The sequence below is a fragment of the Pseudomonas protegens CHA0 genome (assembly GCF_000397205.1).
GTDB lineage: Bacteria > Pseudomonadota > Gammaproteobacteria > Pseudomonadales > Pseudomonadaceae > Aquipseudomonas > Aquipseudomonas protegens.
The window spans coordinates 6,136,564-6,150,556 of record NC_021237.1 but is presented as its reverse complement, the minus strand read 5'-3'; the positions used below and the strand labels follow the sequence as shown (position 1 = coordinate 6,150,556).

Below are 13,993 nucleotides of genomic sequence, written 5' to 3'. Positions count from 1 at the left end.
GGGTCGGAGAAATTATATGATTCAGACTCAATCCATGCTCGATGTGGCCGATAACAGCGGCGCTCGCCGCGTTATGTGCATCAAGGTGCTGGGTGGCTCCCATCGTCGTTACGCTGGTATCGGTGACATCATCAAAGTTACCGTCAAGGAAGCAATTCCTCGCGGTAAGGTGAAAAAAGGCCAAGTGATGACTGCTGTTGTAGTCCGCACTCGCCATGGTGTTCGTCGTGCAGACGGCTCCATCATCCGCTTTGATGGCAACGCTGCTGTTCTGTTGAACAACAAGCAAGAGCCGATCGGCACCCGTATCTTTGGGCCAGTGACCCGTGAACTTCGCAACGAGAAGTTCATGAAGATCGTCTCGCTCGCCCCAGAAGTGCTGTAAGGAGATCCGACATGCAAAAGATTCGTCGTGACGACGAGATCATCGTGATCGCCGGCAAAGACAAAGGTAAGCGCGGTAAGGTGCTTAAGGTTCTGGCTGACGACCGTCTGGTCGTCGGTGGCCTGAACCTGGTCAAGCGTCATACCAAGCCTAACCCGATGTCGGGCGTACAGGGCGGTATCGTCGAGAAAGAAGCGCCACTGCACGCTTCCAACGTCGCCATTTTCAACAGCGAAACCAACAAGGCTGACCGCGTTGGTTTCAAAGTAGAAGACGGCAAAAAAATTCGTGTCTTCAAGTCGACCCAAAAAGCGGTTGATGCTTGAACACTGCTAGGTAGAAGACCATGGCACGACTAAAAGAGATTTACCGGAAGGAAATCGCTCCGAAACTTAAGGAAGAACTTAAGCTTTCGAACGTGATGGAAGTTCCGCGCGTTACCAAAATCACCCTGAACATGGGTCTGGGCGAAGCAATCGGCGACAAAAAAGTCATCGAGCATGCTGTTGCTGACCTGGAAAAGATCACCGGCCAGAAAGTCGTTGTGACCTACGCTCGTAAATCCATCGCTGGCTTCAAAGTCCGCGAAGGATGGCCGATCGGCGTCAAAGTGACCCTGCGCCGTGAGCGTATGTACGAGTTCCTGGATCGTCTGCTGTCGATCTCCCTGCCTCGGGTTCGCGACTTCCGCGGCCTGAATGCCAAGTCCTTCGACGGTCGTGGCAACTACAGCATGGGCGTTAAAGAGCAGATCATTTTCCCGGAAATCGATTACGACAAGATCGATGCTCTCCGCGGTCTGGACATTACCCTGACCACCACTGCTAAGAACGATGACGAAGGCCGCGCTCTGCTGCGTGCTTTCAAATTCCCGTTCCGCAACTGATTGGAGTAGGAAAATGGCCAAGAAGAGCATGAAGAACCGTGAGCTGAAGCGTCAGCTCACCGTTGCCAAGTACGCCACCAAGCGTGCAGCGCTGAAAGCTATCATCGTGGATCTGAACGCAAGTCCAGAAGCTCGTTGGGAAGCTACCGTAGCTCTGCAGAAGCAGCCACGTGATGCAAGCGCTTCGCGCATGCGTAACCGCTGCCGCCTGACTGGTCGTCCGCACGGCGTTTACCGCAAGTTCGGCCTGGGCCGTAACAAGCTGCGTGAAGCTGCAATGCGTGGTGACGTACCAGGTCTGGTTAAAGCCAGCTGGTAATAGCTATCAAAGTCTCGGTGTTCGGGCTCGCAAGATCCCGATCGCCGGTGGCCTTGAACGTGAATCAAGCCCCTTTTGGGGCTTGATTCATTTCTGGGGTGTGTCTAGAATGACCGGCTCGCCTGAGCCCGTGTTTTTTGCCCGGAATTTCTCGGCGACAGTTGTAGCCGCAAGGCTAATTCTTTTTGTATCAGGAGCATCTAGCCCATGAGTATGCAGGACCCGTTAGCGGACATGCTAACTCGAATCCGTAATGCCCAGATGGCTGAAAAGTCCGTCGTAAGCATGCCGTCTTCCACGCTGAAGGTGGCTGTAGCAAAAGTCCTGAAGGACGAAGGTTACATCGCGGGTTATCAGATCAGCAGCGAAATCAAACCTCTGCTGTCCATCGAGCTGAAGTACTTCGAAGGCCGTCCGGTCATCGAAGAAGTGAAGCGCGTTAGCCGTCCAGGCCTGCGTCAGTACAAGTCCGTTGAAGAACTGCCGAAAGTACGTGGCGGTCTTGGCGTGTCTATCGTCTCCACCAACAAAGGTGTGATGACTGATCGTGCTGCGCGCGCTGCCGGTGTCGGCGGCGAAGTTCTTTGCACTGTGTTCTAAGGGGGGATAAGCATGTCTCGCGTCGCTAAGAACCCCGTTAAGCTGCCAGCTGGTGTCGAAGTCAAATTCGCCGGCCAACAGCTTTCGGTGAAGGGTGCCAAGGGCACTCTCGAACTGAACGTACACTCGTCCGTTGAAATTGTTCAGGAAGCTGGTGAGCTGCGTTTCGCTGCTCGCAACGGCGACCAACAAACTCGCGCAATGGCCGGTACCACTCGTGCTCTGGTAAACAACATGGTCCAAGGCGTAAGCCAAGGCTTCGAGCGCAAGCTCCAGCTGGTCGGTGTTGGTTACAAGGCACAGGCAAAAGGCACAGTGCTGAACCTGGCCCTCGGCTTCTCGCATCCAGTGGATTACGAACTGCCGGAAGGCATCACCGCTGAGACTCCTAGCCAGACCGATATCCTGATCAAGGGCATCGATAAGCAGCTGGTAGGTCAAGTGGCCGCTGAGATCCGCGACTTCCGTCCACCAGAGCCTTACAAAGGCAAAGGTGTGCGCTACGCGGACGAAGTCGTCCGTCGTAAAGAAGCCAAGAAGAAGTAGGGCATAGCAAATGACCGACAAAAAAGTTACTCGACTGCGTCGCGCTCGCAAAGCACGCCTGAAAATGCACGAACTCGAAGTCGTGCGTCTCTGCGTGTTCCGCTCTTCGCAGCACATCTACGCCCAGGTCATTTCGGCCGACGGCAACAAAGTCCTGGCAAGTGCCTCGACTTTGGATAAAGAACTGCGTGATGGCGCCACTGGCAACATCGACGCGGCCACTAAGGTTGGCCAGCTGGTCGCTACGCGTGCGAAAGCCGCTGGCGTCTCGCAGGTGGCTTTCGACCGCTCTGGCTTCAAGTACCACGGCCGCGTCAAGGCGCTGGCTGATGCTGCTCGTGAAGCTGGGCTGGAGTTCTAAGTTATGTCAAATAACGACCAAAAGCGCGACGAAGGCTACATCGAGAAGCTGGTTCAAGTTAACCGCGTAGCCAAAACCGTAAAAGGCGGCCGTATCTTCACTTTCACCGCGTTGACCGTGGTTGGTGATGGTAAGGGCCGTGTTGGCTTCGGCCGTGGCAAGTCGCGTGAAGTGCCTGCTGCGATCCAGAAGGCAATGGAAGCTGCTCGCCGCAACATGATCCAAGTTGACCTGAACGGCACCACTCTGCAGTACGCAATGAAGTCCGCTCACGGCGCTTCCAAGGTGTACATGCAGCCTGCTTCTGAAGGTACCGGTATCATCGCTGGCGGCGCTATGCGTGCTGTCCTCGAGGTAGCTGGCGTTCAGAACGTTCTGGCCAAGTGCTACGGCTCGACTAACCCAGTAAACGTGGTTCACGCCACTTTCAAGGGTTTGAAAGCAATGCAGTCCCCTGAATCCATTGCCGCCAAGCGTGGCAAAAGCGTCCAGGAGATCATCTGATCATGGCTACCGTAAAAGTAACGCTGATCAAAAGCATGACCGGCCGTATCCCTAACCACAAACTGTGCGTTAAGGGTCTGGGTCTGCGTCGCATCGGTCACACTGTAGAAGTCCAGGATACTCCCGAGAATCGCGGGATGATCAACAAGGCTTACTACATGCTGCGTGTCGAGGGTTAATCGATGAAACTCAATGATCTGAGTCCAGCGCCGGGTTCCCGTCGCGAAAAGCATCGTCCGGGCCGTGGTATCGGTAGTGGTTTGGGTAAGACTGGTGGCCGTGGTCACAAAGGTCAGACTTCCCGCTCCGGTGGCACCATTGCTCCAGGCTTTGAAGGCGGTCAACAGCCGCTGCATCGTCGCCTGCCGAAGTTCGGTTTCGTTTCCCTGAAGGCCATGGATCGCGCAGAAGTGCGTCTGTCCGAGCTGGCTAAAGTGGAAGGCGACATCGTCACCGTGCAGTCCCTGAAAGATGCCAACGTGATTAACCAAAACGTTCAGCGTGTGAAAATCATGCTGTCCGGCGAAGTTACTCGCGCTGTGACCATCAAGGGTATCGCAGCCACCAAAGGTGCGCGTGCGGCTATCGAAGCAGCTGGCGGCAAGTTCGAGGAATAAATGGCTAAGCAAGGTGCTCTCTCTGCGCTCGGCAAAGGCGGTATGTCTGAACTTTGGGCTCGTCTGCGTTTTCTGTTCTTGGCGATTATCGTCTACCGAATAGGCGCACACATCCCGGTTCCAGGTATCAACCCTGACCGACTCGCGGACCTGTTTCGACAGAATGAGGGGACCATTCTTAGCTTGTTCAACATGTTTTCCGGCGGCGCGCTGGAACGGATGAGCATCTTTGCACTGGGGATCATGCCGTATATCTCGGCATCGATCATCATGCAGTTGATGACAGCCGTCAGCCCGCAGTTGGAGCAGTTGAAGAAGGAAGGTGAAGCTGGCCGTCGCAAGATCAGCCAGTACACCCGCTACGGCACTGTCATCCTGGCCCTGGTTCAAGCTATCGGCATGTCCGTTGGCTTGGCGGGTCAGGGTGTTGCGTTCACTGGTGACTTTGGCTTCCATTTCGTCGCGGTATCCACTTTTGTGGCTGGTGCGATGTTCATGATGTGGCTGGGTGAGCAGATTACTGAGCGTGGTGTTGGCAACGGTATCTCGATGTTGATTTTCGCAGGTATCGTCGCCGGTCTTCCGAGAGCCATCGGGCAGTCTTTCGAGTCTGCACGTCAGGGTGATATCAACATTTTTGCCCTGGTTGCGATCGGTTTGCTGGCAGTAGCGATTATCGGTTTTGTGGTGTTCATTGAGCGTGGTCAGCGTCGTATTGCTGTTCATTACGCCAAGCGTCAGCAGGGCCGCAAGGTATTTGCTGCGCAGACCAGCCACTTGCCGCTGAAAGTGAATATGGCCGGTGTTATTCCTGCTATCTTCGCGAGCAGCATTTTGCTGTTTCCGGCTTCGTTGGGTGCCTGGTTCGGTCAGTCTGAAGGTATGGGCTGGTTGCAGGACATCTCGCAGTCGATCGCTCCTGGTCAGCCGTTGAATATTCTGCTGTTTAGTGCAGGGATTATTTTCTTCTGCTTCTTCTATACGGCGTTGATGTTCAATCCGAAAGACGTAGCGGAAAACCTGAAGAAGTCCGGTGCCTTTATTCCGGGCATCCGTCCAGGTGAGCAGTCGGCGCGCTACATTGATGGCGTTCTGACTCGTTTGACCATGTTCGGTGCTCTATATATGACGGCCGTCTGCCTGTTGCCCCAGTTCCTGGTGGTTGCTGCAAACGTTCCGTTCTACCTTGGCGGGACCTCGTTGCTGATCGTGGTCGTGGTTGTTATGGACTTTATGTCGCAAGTACAATCGCACCTCGTTTCCCACCAGTACGAATCCCTGATGAAGAAAGCCAACCTGAAGGGTTACGGCAGCGGCATGCTGCGCTAATCCATAAGGTTCGAGGAGTTGGTGATGAAAGTTCGTGCATCGGTGAAAAAGCTGTGCCGTAACTGCAAGATTATTCGCCGCGAAGGTGTTGTTCGAGTAATTTGCAGCGCGGAACCGCGTCACAAACAGCGCCAAGGCTGAGTGTGATTGTGCTTCAAGCCCGGCAGCTAGTGCGCTGCCGGGTTGATTATTTGTTATTACAGCGATATTATCTCGCGCCCTATTTCTTGGCTTCCGGGGCGTAGGTAGCTGTCAATTGGAGTCCCACTGAATGGCCCGTATTGCAGGCGTTAACATTCCAGATAACAAGCATACTGTTATCTCGCTGACCTACATCTATGGTGTTGGTCGCACTACTGCGCAGAAAATCTGCGCGGTGACTGGGGTCAACCCAGCTGCGAAGATCAAGGATCTGAGCGACGAGCAAATTGAACAGCTGCGTGGCGAAGTGGCGAAGTTCACCACTGAAGGTGACCTGCGTCGCGAAATCAACATGAAAATCAAACGCTTGATGGATCTGGGCTGCTACCGCGGTCTGCGCCATCGTCGTGGTCTTCCAGTGCGCGGTCAGCGTACCAAGACCAACGCGCGTACTCGCAAAGGTCCGCGTAAGCCGATCCGCAAGTAATCGCACCAGCGAATCGACAGGAATTTAGTCATGGCAAAACCTGCTGCTCGTCCTCGTAAAAAGATTAAAAAGACAGTGGTTGATGGCATCGCCCACATCCACGCGTCTTTCAACAACACCATCGTGACCATCACCGACCGTCAAGGTAACGCTCTTTCCTGGGCAACCTCCGGTGGTTCGGGTTTCCGCGGTTCTCGCAAGTCCACCCCGTTCGCTGCTCAAGTAGCTGCTGAGCGTGCTGGTCAAGCTGCGCTGGAATATGGCCTGAAAAACCTCGACGTCAACGTCAAGGGTCCAGGTCCAGGTCGTGAATCCGCAGTCCGCGCTTTGAACGGCTGTGGCTACAAGATCGCCAGCATCACCGACGTGACGCCAATCCCGCACAACGGGTGCCGTCCGCCGAAGAAGCGCCGCGTGTAATCCAGGAGATTGTAAAGAATGGCTCGTTACATTGGTCCAAAATGCAAACTGGCTCGTCGCGAAGGCACCGATCTCTTCCTGAAGAGCGGCGTGCGCGCTATCGAATCCAAGTGCAACATCGAAGCAGCTCCTGGCATCCACGGCCAGCGTCGCGGTCGTCAATCCGACTACGGCACCCAGCTGCGTGAAAAGCAAAAAGTTCGTCGTATCTACGGCGTACTCGAGCGTCAATTCAGCGGCTACTACAAACAAGCAGCTGGCAAGAAGGGCGCAACCGGCGAAAACCTGTTGCAACTGCTCGAATGCCGTCTGGACAACGTTGTGTACCGCATGGGCTTCGGTTCTACTCGTGCCGAATCCCGTCAGCTGGTATCGCACAAGTCGATCAGCGTAAACGGTCAGACCGTTAACGTTCCGTCCTACCAGGTTCGTGCTGGTGACGTGGTCGCTGTTCGCGAGAAAGCAAAAAATCAACTTCGCATTGTCCAAGCTCTCGATCTGTGTGCTCAACGTGGCCGCGTAGAATGGGTAGAAGTAGACACTGAGAAGAAGTCGGGCGTTTTCAAGAACGTTCCAGCTCGCAGTGATCTGTCCGCCGACATCAACGAAAGCCTGATTGTCGAGCTCTACTCCAAGTAAGGGCTAGAAAATAGGTGCATCCATGCAGATTTCGGTAAATGAGTTCCTGACACCCCGCCACATTGATGTGCAGGTTGTCAGTCCAACCCGCGCCAAGATCACCCTCGAGCCTCTCGAGCGTGGTTTTGGCCACACCCTGGGCAACGCGCTGCGCCGCATCCTGTTGTCCTCAATGCCCGGCTGTGCAGTAGTCGAGGCCGAGATTGACGGTGTGCTCCACGAGTACAGCGCCATCGAAGGTGTACAGGAAGACGTAATTGAAATCCTGTTGAACCTTAAAGGTCTGGCTATCAAGCTGCACGGCCGTGACGAAGTTACGCTGACCTTGTCGAAGAAGGGTTCGGGGGTGGTTACCGCTGCCGATATTCAGCTGGATCATGATGTCGAGATCGTTAATCCCGATCACGTAATCGCTAACCTGGCGTCTAACGGCGCCCTGAACATGAAGCTCGTAGTAGCTCGTGGTCGTGGTTATGAACCGGCCGACTCGCGTCAGAGCGATGAAGACGAAAGCCGCAGCATTGGTCGCTTGCAGCTCGACTCTTCGTTCAGCCCGGTTCGCCGTATCGCATACGTGGTGGAAAACGCCCGTGTCGAGCAGCGTACTAACCTGGACAAGCTGGTTATTGATCTGGAAACCAACGGTACTCTGGATCCTGAAGAGGCTATCCGTCGTGCTGCAACCATCCTGCAACAGCAGTTGGCTGCGTTCGTCGACCTCAAGGGTGACAGTGAGCCAGTGGTAGTCGAGCAGGAAGACGAGATCGATCCGATCCTGCTTCGCCCGGTTGACGATCTGGAACTGACTGTACGTTCGGCTAACTGCCTTAAGGCGGAAAACATTTACTACATCGGCGACCTGATTCAGCGTACCGAAGTAGAACTGTTGAAGACTCCGAACCTGGGCAAGAAATCCTTGACTGAAATCAAGGACGTTCTGGCCTCCCGCGGTCTGTCCCTCGGCATGCGCCTCGACAACTGGCCGCCTGCAAGTCTTAAGAAGGACGACAAGGCGACTGCCTGATCGTCGTAATCACCGAACGTTGTGTTTGGTAAGGAATGAACCATGCGTCATCGTAAAAGTGGGCGTCACCTGAGCCGCACCAGCTCGCACCGCAAGGCCATGTTCCAGAACATGGCGGTGTCGCTGTTCGAGCACGAGCTGATCAAAACTACACTGCCGAAAGCTAAAGAACTGCGCCGCGTTGCCGAGCCGCTGATCACTTTGGCCAAGACAGACAGCCTGGCTAACCGCCGTCTGGCTTTCGACCGTACTCGTTCGAAAGCTATCGTTGGTAAGCTCTTCAACGACCTGGGCAAGCGCTACGCTACCCGTGAGGGTGGCTACCTGCGCATCCTCAAGTGCGGTTTCCGCGCTGGCGACAACGCTCCTATGGCGTACGTTGAACTGGTTGATCGTGCTGTCGGCGGTGAAGCTGTATCCGCTGAGTAAGACGTCAGTCTGAAACAAGGAACCGGGCCTAGCGCCCGGTTTTTTGTGTCTGCCTATATTGGATATTTCTATCGTTAGCTAATGTGTAATGCATTGGATGTTGTAACACTGGTGGTCAATACTCTTTGTCAGCCGATTAGCCGGCAGTTTCACAGACTGACAGAGGAAGATTGAGCATGAGCCAGACCAAAACTCTTACTACCGCAAGTGGCGCTCCTGTCGCTGATAACCAGAACTCTCGTTCCGCCGGCCCCCGGGGCCCTCTGCTTCTCGACGATTTTCACCTGATCGAAAAGCTCGCCCATTTCAACCGCGAGAATATTCCCGAGCGTCGCGTGCACGCCAAGGGTTCAGGCGCCTATGGCACTTTCACCGTTTCTCGTGATATCACCGAGTACACCAGCGCCAAGTTGTTTGAGGCGGTAGGCAAGAAGACTCCGACCTTCCTGCGTTTTTCCACGGTGGGCGGCGAGCGTGGTTCGGCAGACACCGAGCGGGACCCACGCGGCTTTGCCCTCAAGTTCTACACCGAAGAAGGCAACTGGGACATCGTAGGCAACAACACCCCGGTGTTCTTCATTCGCGACCCGCTGAAGTTTCCCGACTTTATTCACACCCAGAAGCGCTTGCCCCAGAGCAATCTGAAAAGTGCCCAGATGATGTGGGATTTCTGGTCCCATTCGCCCGAGGCGCTGCACCAGGTAACCATTCTGTTTTCCGATCGGGGTATTCCGGACGGCTACCGCCACATGCATGGCTTTGGCAGCCACACCTACAGCCTGATCAACGCCAAGGGTGAGCGGCACTGGGTCAAGTGGCACTACAAGACCAAGCAGGGCATCAAGAACCTGGCGCCGGCTGACGCAGCGCGCCTGGCCGGTACCGATCCTGATTACGCCCAGCGCGACCTGTTCAATGCGATCGAGCGCGGTGAGTTTCCGAAATGGAGCGTGTGTATCCAGGTCATGACCGAAGCTCAAGCCACCGCGCATTACGAGAACCCCTTCGATGTGACCAAGACCTGGTCGCAGAAAGAGTTCCCGTTGATCGAAGTGGGTGAGCTGGAACTGAACCGCAACCCGTTGAATTACTTTGCAGAGGTCGAGCAGGCTGCATTCGGCCCTAGCAACATGGTACCTGGGGTAGGTCTTTCGCCGGACCGCATGCTGCAAGGCCGGGTATTCGCATACGCCGACGCGCATCGCTACCGTGTGGGTACCAACCACCAACAGTTGCCGGTGAACGCTCCATTGAGCCCGGTGAACAGCTACCAGCGCGACGGCTCCATGGCTTTCGGTACCAATGGTGGTGCGGCGCCTAACTACGAGCCCAACAGCTATGGCGATGCGCCGAAGCAGGCTCCACGTTATGCCGAGCCGGCCCTGGCACTCAGCGGTGCTGCGGACCGCTACGATCATCGTGAAGACACCGACTACTACAGCCACGCTGGTGCGTTGTTCCGCCTGATGAACGATGAGCAGAAGGCATTGCTGATCAATAACATCGCGGGCGCCATGGCTGGAGTGACGGCTGATGTGGTTGATCGGCAGTTGCAGCATTTCTACAAGGCCGACCCGGCTTACGGCGAAGGCATCGCCAAAGCTTTGGGCGTATCGCTCAAGTAAGTCTAAATAAGAAGCAGAACCGCCCTCATTTGGGCGGTTTTTGCGTTATTTCTACTGGTTTTCTCAGATATTCTTCACTTTTTCAGCTATTTCTAAGTGACCTGCAAGTCAGCTTGGTTCAAACTATCCACTTTCAAGCAGGGAGATGTAGGGCGATGCAAGGTCACCCGGACGTAATCGATTACCTCAACACGTTGCTGACGGGCGAGCTGGCAGCACGAGACCAATATTTCATCCACTCGCGGATGTACGAAGACTGGGGCTTTACCAAGCTCTATGAGCGTATCAACCATGAAATGGAAGAGGAGGCGCAACACGCCGACGCCCTGATGCGCCGCATCCTGATGCTCGAAGGTAGTCCGCGCATGCGCCCTGACGATCTCGACACCGGAACCACGGTGCCGGAGATGCTGGCCAGCGACCTGCGCCTGGAATACAAGGTGCGCGCCGCGTTGTGCAAAGGCATCGAGCTGTGCGAGTTGCACAAGGACTATGTCAGCCGCGACATCTTGCGCATCCAGCTGGCGGATACCGAGGAAGATCACACCTACTGGCTGGAGAAGCAGTTGGGCCTGATCAAGTCCATCGGCCTGGAGAACTACCTGCAATCGCAGTTCTGATTGCCTTAGGTTTTGCTGCCTGTTCGCGAGCAAAGCTCGCTTCTGCGGGAAGCGCAGCAACCCCTAGAGACAAAAAAGCCCCTGGCACCGTCAAGTGCCAGGGGCTTTTTCATGGGCCTCAGGCGCGGTCGCGGGTCAGCAACGGCTTGAGGTAGTGCCCGGTATGGGACTGCGGCATCTCCGCAACCTGCTCCGGGGTGCCCACGGCAATGATCTGGCCGCCCTTGGAACCGCCTTCCGGCCCCAGGTCCACCAGCCAGTCGGCGGTCTTGATCACATCCAGGTTGTGTTCGATCACCACCACGGTGTTGCCGTGATCGCGCAGGCGGTGCAGTACGTCCAGCAACTGCTGGATATCCGCAAAGTGCAGGCCCGTGGTCGGCTCATCAAGGATATACAGAGTCTTGCCGGTGTCGCGCTTGGACAGCTCGCGAGACAACTTGACCCGCTGCGCTTCGCCACCGGACAGGGTCGTCGCCGACTGCCCCAACTTGATGTAGGACAGGCCCACATCCATCAGGGTCTGCAGCTTGCGCGCCAGGGCAGGCACCGGGTCGAAGAACTCCCTGGCTTCCTCGATGGTCATTTCCAGCACCTCGTGGATGCTCTTGCCCTTGTACTTGATTTCCAGGGTTTCGCGATTGTAGCGCTTGCTCTTGCACACGTCGCAGGGCACGTAGATGTCCGGCAGGAAGTGCATTTCCACCTTGATCAGGCCATCGCCCTGGCAAGCCTCGCAGCGCCCACCCTTGACGTTGAAGGAGAAGCGACCGGGCCCGTAGCCTCGGGAGCGCGACTCGGGTACCCCGGCGAACAGCTCGCGGATCGGGGTGAACAGCCCGGTGTAGGTCGCCGGGTTGGAGCGCGGAGTCCGGCCGATCGGGCTCTGGTCGATATCCACTACCTTGTCCAGGTGCTGCAGGCCGTTGATGCTGTCGTGTGGCGCGGCTTCCAGGGTGGTGGCGCCATTCAGTGCGGTGGCGCTCAAGGGGAACAGGGTGTTGTTGATCAGGGTCGACTTGCCCGAGCCCGATACCCCAGTGACGCAGGTCAGCAGGCCGATGGGGATCTCCAGGTCGACATTGCGCAGGTTGTTGCCGCGAGCGCCCTTGAGGGTCAGGGAGAGCTTCTTGTTGCGCGGCGTGCGCTTGGCCGGCACCACGATCTTCACCCGGCCCGAGAGGTATTTGCCGGTCAGGGAGTCCGGATGGGCCATGACCTCTGCGGCGGTGCCTTCGGCAACGATTCGCCCGCCGTGCACACCGGCCCCCGGGCCGATATCGACGACATAGTCGGCCAGGCGAATGGCGTCTTCATCGTGTTCAACCACGATCACCGTGTTGCCGATGTCGCGCAGGTGTTTCAGGGTTCCCAGCAGGCGATCATTGTCCCGCTGGTGCAGTCCGATGGACGGCTCGTCGAGGATGTACATCACCCCCACCAGGCCGGCGCCGATCTGGCTGGCCAGGCGGATACGCTGGGCTTCGCCGCCGGACAGGGTGTCCGCGCTGCGGTCCAGGGTCAGGTAGTCGAGCCCGACGTTGACCAGGAACTGCAGGCGCTCGCGGATTTCCTTGAGGATCTTGTCGGCGATTTCGCCACGGCGCCCGGTGAGTTTCAGGGTGCCGAAATAATCGGTGGCGTCGCCGATGGGCAGGCTGGTGACTGCCGGCAGGGTTTTCTCGCCCACCCAGACGTGCCGCGCTTCGCGACGCAGGCGGGTGCCACGGCAATCCGGGCAGGGCTGGGTGCTGAGGAACTTGGCCAGCTCTTCACGCACGGTGGCCGACTCGGTTTCCCGGTAGCGGCGCTCCAGATTCGGCACTATCCCTTCGAACGGGTGGGAGCGCTTGACGATGTCGCCCCGGTCGTTGAGGTATTTGAAGTCGACGTTCTGGGTGCCGCTGCCGTGCAGGATGACCTTCTGCTGATCCGCCGGCAGTTGGTTGAACGGTACTTCCAGGCTGAAGCCGTAATGAGAGGCCAGCGAACCGAGCATCTGGAAGTAATAGACGTTGCGCCGGTCCCAGCCGCGTATCGCCCCTTCGGCCAGGGTCAGCTCACCATTGACCAGGCGCTTGATGTCGAAGAACTGCTTGACCCCCAGCCCGTCGCAGGTCGGGCAGGCACCGGCCGGGTTGTTGAAGGAGAACAGCTTGGGTTCCAGTTCGCTGATGGCATGGCCGCAGATCGGGCAGGCGAAGCGCGCGGAGAAGATCATCTCTTCTCCCGGCTCGTCGTCCATCGGCGCCACCAGGGCAATCCCGTCCGCCAGTTTCAAGGCGGTTTCAAAGGATTCGGCCAGGCGCTGCTGCAGGTCGGCGCGGACCTTGAAGCGGTCGACCACCACATCGATGGAGTGCTTCTTCTGTTTATCCAGCTTCGGCAGCTCGTCCAGCTCGAACAGCTTGCCGTTGACCCGGGCGCGAACGAAGCCCTGGGCTCGCAACTCTTCGAAGACCGACAGATGTTCGCCCTTGCGCTCGCGGATCACCGGGGCCAGCAGCATCAGCTTGCTGCCTTCGGGCTGGGCCAGCACCAGGTCGACCATCTGGCTGACGGTCTGGGCTTCCAGCGGGATGTCGTGGTCCGGGCAGCGTGGAGTACCGACGCGGGCATAGAGCAGGCGCAGGTAGTCGTAGATCTCGGTGATGGTGCCGACGGTGGAGCGCGGGTTGTGGGAGGTGGATTTCTGTTCGATGGAAATCGCCGGCGAGAGGCCTTCGATGGTGTCGACATCGGGCTTTTCCATCATCGACAGGAACTGTCGGGCATAGGCCGAGAGCGACTCGACATAGCGGCGCTGGCCTTCGGCATACAGCGTGTCGAAAGCCAGGGACGACTTGCCGGACCCAGACAGCCCGGTGATGACGATCAACTTGTCCCGCGGCAGGGTCAGGTCGATGTTCTTCAGGTTGTGGGTGCGGGCCCCACGAATCAGAATCTTGTCCAAAAGTGGCCTCGATCGGCGGGCGTAAAGGCAGGAGTATAAAACCAAACACTGGATGGATGCACACTATCGTTCGGCGCTTTTTTGATCGCTGGCATGGGCTGCGCGGCA

At 56.9% G+C, this 13,993-nt stretch carries 20 protein-coding genes; 19 read left to right on the top strand and 1 reads right to left on the bottom strand.

The features are described from left to right. Positions 1–16: 16 nt before the first annotated feature. The 19 genes from rplN (at position 17) to bfr (ending at position 10,932) form a co-directional block, all read left to right on the top strand. Complete coding sequence (gene rplN, locus PFLCHA0_RS27535) at positions 17–385, top strand: 50S ribosomal protein L14 (protein WP_011063774.1); 369 nt, start codon at positions 17–19, stop codon at positions 383–385. Between the two features lie 11 nt (positions 386–396). Beyond that, on the top strand, positions 397–711 hold the full coding sequence (gene rplX / locus PFLCHA0_RS27530; RefSeq protein ID WP_010443924.1) for a 50S ribosomal protein L24: 315 nt from the start codon (positions 397–399) through the stop codon (positions 709–711). A gap of 20 nt (positions 712–731) precedes the next feature. Next, complete coding sequence (rplE, locus tag PFLCHA0_RS27525; protein WP_003210069.1) at positions 732–1,271, top strand: 50S ribosomal protein L5; 540 nt, start codon at positions 732–734, stop codon at positions 1,269–1,271. 13 nt (positions 1,272–1,284) lie between these two features. Further along, positions 1,285–1,590, top strand: coding sequence for a 30S ribosomal protein S14 (gene rpsN / locus PFLCHA0_RS27520; RefSeq protein WP_003228726.1), 306 nt, complete (start codon positions 1,285–1,287; stop codon positions 1,588–1,590). Positions 1,591–1,797: 207 nt separating this feature from the next. Further along, positions 1,798–2,190, top strand: coding sequence for a 30S ribosomal protein S8 (gene rpsH, locus PFLCHA0_RS27515; protein ID WP_011063773.1), 393 nt, complete (start codon positions 1,798–1,800; stop codon positions 2,188–2,190). Between the two features lie 12 nt (positions 2,191–2,202). Continuing rightward, on the top strand, positions 2,203–2,736 hold the full coding sequence (gene rplF / locus PFLCHA0_RS27510; protein WP_007924185.1) for a 50S ribosomal protein L6: 534 nt from the start codon (positions 2,203–2,205) through the stop codon (positions 2,734–2,736). A gap of 10 nt (positions 2,737–2,746) precedes the next feature. After that, a complete protein-coding gene (gene rplR, locus PFLCHA0_RS27505; RefSeq protein WP_003186037.1) occupies positions 2,747–3,097 on the top strand; it encodes a 50S ribosomal protein L18 in 351 nt (116 codons plus the stop codon). Positions 3,098–3,100: 3 nt separating this feature from the next. Then, positions 3,101–3,601: a 30S ribosomal protein S5 gene (rpsE, locus tag PFLCHA0_RS27500; protein ID WP_007924184.1), complete on the top strand. Its 501-nt coding sequence runs from the start codon at positions 3,101–3,103 to the stop codon at positions 3,599–3,601. Between the two features lie 2 nt (positions 3,602–3,603). After that, entirely contained in the window at positions 3,604–3,780 is a 177-nt protein-coding gene (gene rpmD, locus PFLCHA0_RS27495) for a 50S ribosomal protein L30 (RefSeq protein WP_003176408.1), read from the top strand. 3 nt (positions 3,781–3,783) lie between these two features. Then, entirely contained in the window at positions 3,784–4,218 is a 435-nt protein-coding gene (gene rplO, locus PFLCHA0_RS27490; protein ID WP_007924183.1) for a 50S ribosomal protein L15, read from the top strand. Continuing rightward, the gene (gene secY, locus PFLCHA0_RS27485; protein WP_003210064.1) at positions 4,219–5,547 is read left to right on the top strand and encodes a preprotein translocase subunit SecY; all 1,329 of its coding nucleotides are present in this window, start codon (positions 4,219–4,221) and stop codon (positions 5,545–5,547) included. Between the two features lie 24 nt (positions 5,548–5,571). Next, complete coding sequence (gene rpmJ, locus PFLCHA0_RS31765; RefSeq protein ID WP_002555468.1) at positions 5,572–5,688, top strand: 50S ribosomal protein L36; 117 nt, start codon at positions 5,572–5,574, stop codon at positions 5,686–5,688. A 130-nt stretch (positions 5,689–5,818) separates the two neighbouring features. After that, positions 5,819–6,175 carry a 30S ribosomal protein S13 gene (gene rpsM / locus PFLCHA0_RS27480; protein WP_003186020.1) on the top strand — a complete coding sequence of 119 codons (357 nt, stop codon included), beginning with the start codon at positions 5,819–5,821 and terminating at the stop codon, positions 6,173–6,175. Positions 6,176–6,205: 30 nt separating this feature from the next. Next, positions 6,206–6,595 (top strand): 30S ribosomal protein S11, encoded by a 390-nt coding sequence (rpsK, locus tag PFLCHA0_RS27475; RefSeq protein ID WP_007924177.1) that lies wholly within the window; start codon positions 6,206–6,208, stop codon positions 6,593–6,595. Positions 6,596–6,613: 18 nt separating this feature from the next. Then, positions 6,614–7,234 carry a 30S ribosomal protein S4 gene (gene rpsD / locus PFLCHA0_RS27470; protein ID WP_011063772.1) on the top strand — a complete coding sequence of 207 codons (621 nt, stop codon included), beginning with the start codon at positions 6,614–6,616 and terminating at the stop codon, positions 7,232–7,234. A 22-nt stretch (positions 7,235–7,256) separates the two neighbouring features. Next, on the top strand, positions 7,257–8,258 hold the full coding sequence (locus PFLCHA0_RS27465) for a DNA-directed RNA polymerase subunit alpha (protein ID WP_007970428.1): 1,002 nt from the start codon (positions 7,257–7,259) through the stop codon (positions 8,256–8,258). Between the two features lie 42 nt (positions 8,259–8,300). After that, a complete protein-coding gene (gene rplQ, locus PFLCHA0_RS27460) occupies positions 8,301–8,687 on the top strand; it encodes a 50S ribosomal protein L17 (RefSeq protein WP_007924175.1) in 387 nt (128 codons plus the stop codon). 176 nt (positions 8,688–8,863) lie between these two features. After that, positions 8,864–10,312, top strand: a complete 1,449-nt coding sequence (locus tag PFLCHA0_RS27455; protein WP_015637229.1) for a catalase — start codon at positions 8,864–8,866, stop codon at positions 10,310–10,312. Between the two features lie 155 nt (positions 10,313–10,467). Next, positions 10,468–10,932: a bacterioferritin gene (bfr, locus tag PFLCHA0_RS27450; RefSeq protein ID WP_015637228.1), complete on the top strand. Its 465-nt coding sequence runs from the start codon at positions 10,468–10,470 to the stop codon at positions 10,930–10,932. Positions 10,933–11,050: 118 nt separating this feature from the next. Here the strand turns inward: bfr and uvrA are convergent, their stop codons facing one another. Further along, the gene (gene uvrA / locus PFLCHA0_RS27445; protein WP_019094235.1) at positions 11,051–13,885 is read right to left on the bottom strand and encodes an excinuclease ABC subunit UvrA; all 2,835 of its coding nucleotides are present in this window, start codon (positions 13,883–13,885) and stop codon (positions 11,051–11,053) included. Between the last annotated feature and the right edge of the window lie 108 nt (positions 13,886–13,993).

Excerpts from the sequence above, each read along its gene's own strand:
- rpsN (WP_003228726.1), top strand. The coding sequence starts at position 1,285 with ATGGCCAAGAAGAGCATGAAGAACCGTGAGCTGAAGCGTCAGCTCACC.
- rpmJ (WP_002555468.1), top strand. The coding sequence starts at position 5,572 with ATGAAAGTTCGTGCATCGGTGAAAAAGCTGTGCCGTAACTGCAAGATT.
- rpsK (WP_007924177.1), top strand. The coding sequence starts at position 6,206 with ATGGCAAAACCTGCTGCTCGTCCTCGTAAAAAGATTAAAAAGACAGTG.
- PFLCHA0_RS27465 (WP_007970428.1), top strand. The coding sequence starts at position 7,257 with ATGCAGATTTCGGTAAATGAGTTCCTGACACCCCGCCACATTGATGTG.
- rpsH (WP_011063773.1), top strand. The coding sequence starts at position 1,798 with ATGAGTATGCAGGACCCGTTAGCGGACATGCTAACTCGAATCCGTAAT.
- rpsE (WP_007924184.1), top strand. The coding sequence starts at position 3,101 with ATGTCAAATAACGACCAAAAGCGCGACGAAGGCTACATCGAGAAGCTG.
- rplQ (WP_007924175.1), top strand. The coding sequence starts at position 8,301 with ATGCGTCATCGTAAAAGTGGGCGTCACCTGAGCCGCACCAGCTCGCAC.
- rplX (WP_010443924.1), top strand. The coding sequence starts at position 397 with ATGCAAAAGATTCGTCGTGACGACGAGATCATCGTGATCGCCGGCAAA.
- rplO (WP_007924183.1), top strand. The coding sequence starts at position 3,784 with ATGAAACTCAATGATCTGAGTCCAGCGCCGGGTTCCCGTCGCGAAAAG.
- bfr (WP_015637228.1), top strand. The coding sequence starts at position 10,468 with ATGCAAGGTCACCCGGACGTAATCGATTACCTCAACACGTTGCTGACG.
- rplF (WP_007924185.1), top strand. The coding sequence starts at position 2,203 with ATGTCTCGCGTCGCTAAGAACCCCGTTAAGCTGCCAGCTGGTGTCGAA.
- rpsD (WP_011063772.1), top strand. The coding sequence starts at position 6,614 with ATGGCTCGTTACATTGGTCCAAAATGCAAACTGGCTCGTCGCGAAGGC.
- rpsM (WP_003186020.1), top strand. The coding sequence starts at position 5,819 with ATGGCCCGTATTGCAGGCGTTAACATTCCAGATAACAAGCATACTGTT.
- PFLCHA0_RS27455 (WP_015637229.1), top strand. The coding sequence starts at position 8,864 with ATGAGCCAGACCAAAACTCTTACTACCGCAAGTGGCGCTCCTGTCGCT.
- rplN (WP_011063774.1), top strand. The coding sequence starts at position 17 with ATGATTCAGACTCAATCCATGCTCGATGTGGCCGATAACAGCGGCGCT.
- rplE (WP_003210069.1), top strand. The coding sequence starts at position 732 with ATGGCACGACTAAAAGAGATTTACCGGAAGGAAATCGCTCCGAAACTT.
- secY (WP_003210064.1), top strand. The coding sequence starts at position 4,219 with ATGGCTAAGCAAGGTGCTCTCTCTGCGCTCGGCAAAGGCGGTATGTCT.
- rpmD (WP_003176408.1), top strand. The coding sequence starts at position 3,604 with ATGGCTACCGTAAAAGTAACGCTGATCAAAAGCATGACCGGCCGTATC.
- rplR (WP_003186037.1), top strand. The coding sequence starts at position 2,747 with ATGACCGACAAAAAAGTTACTCGACTGCGTCGCGCTCGCAAAGCACGC.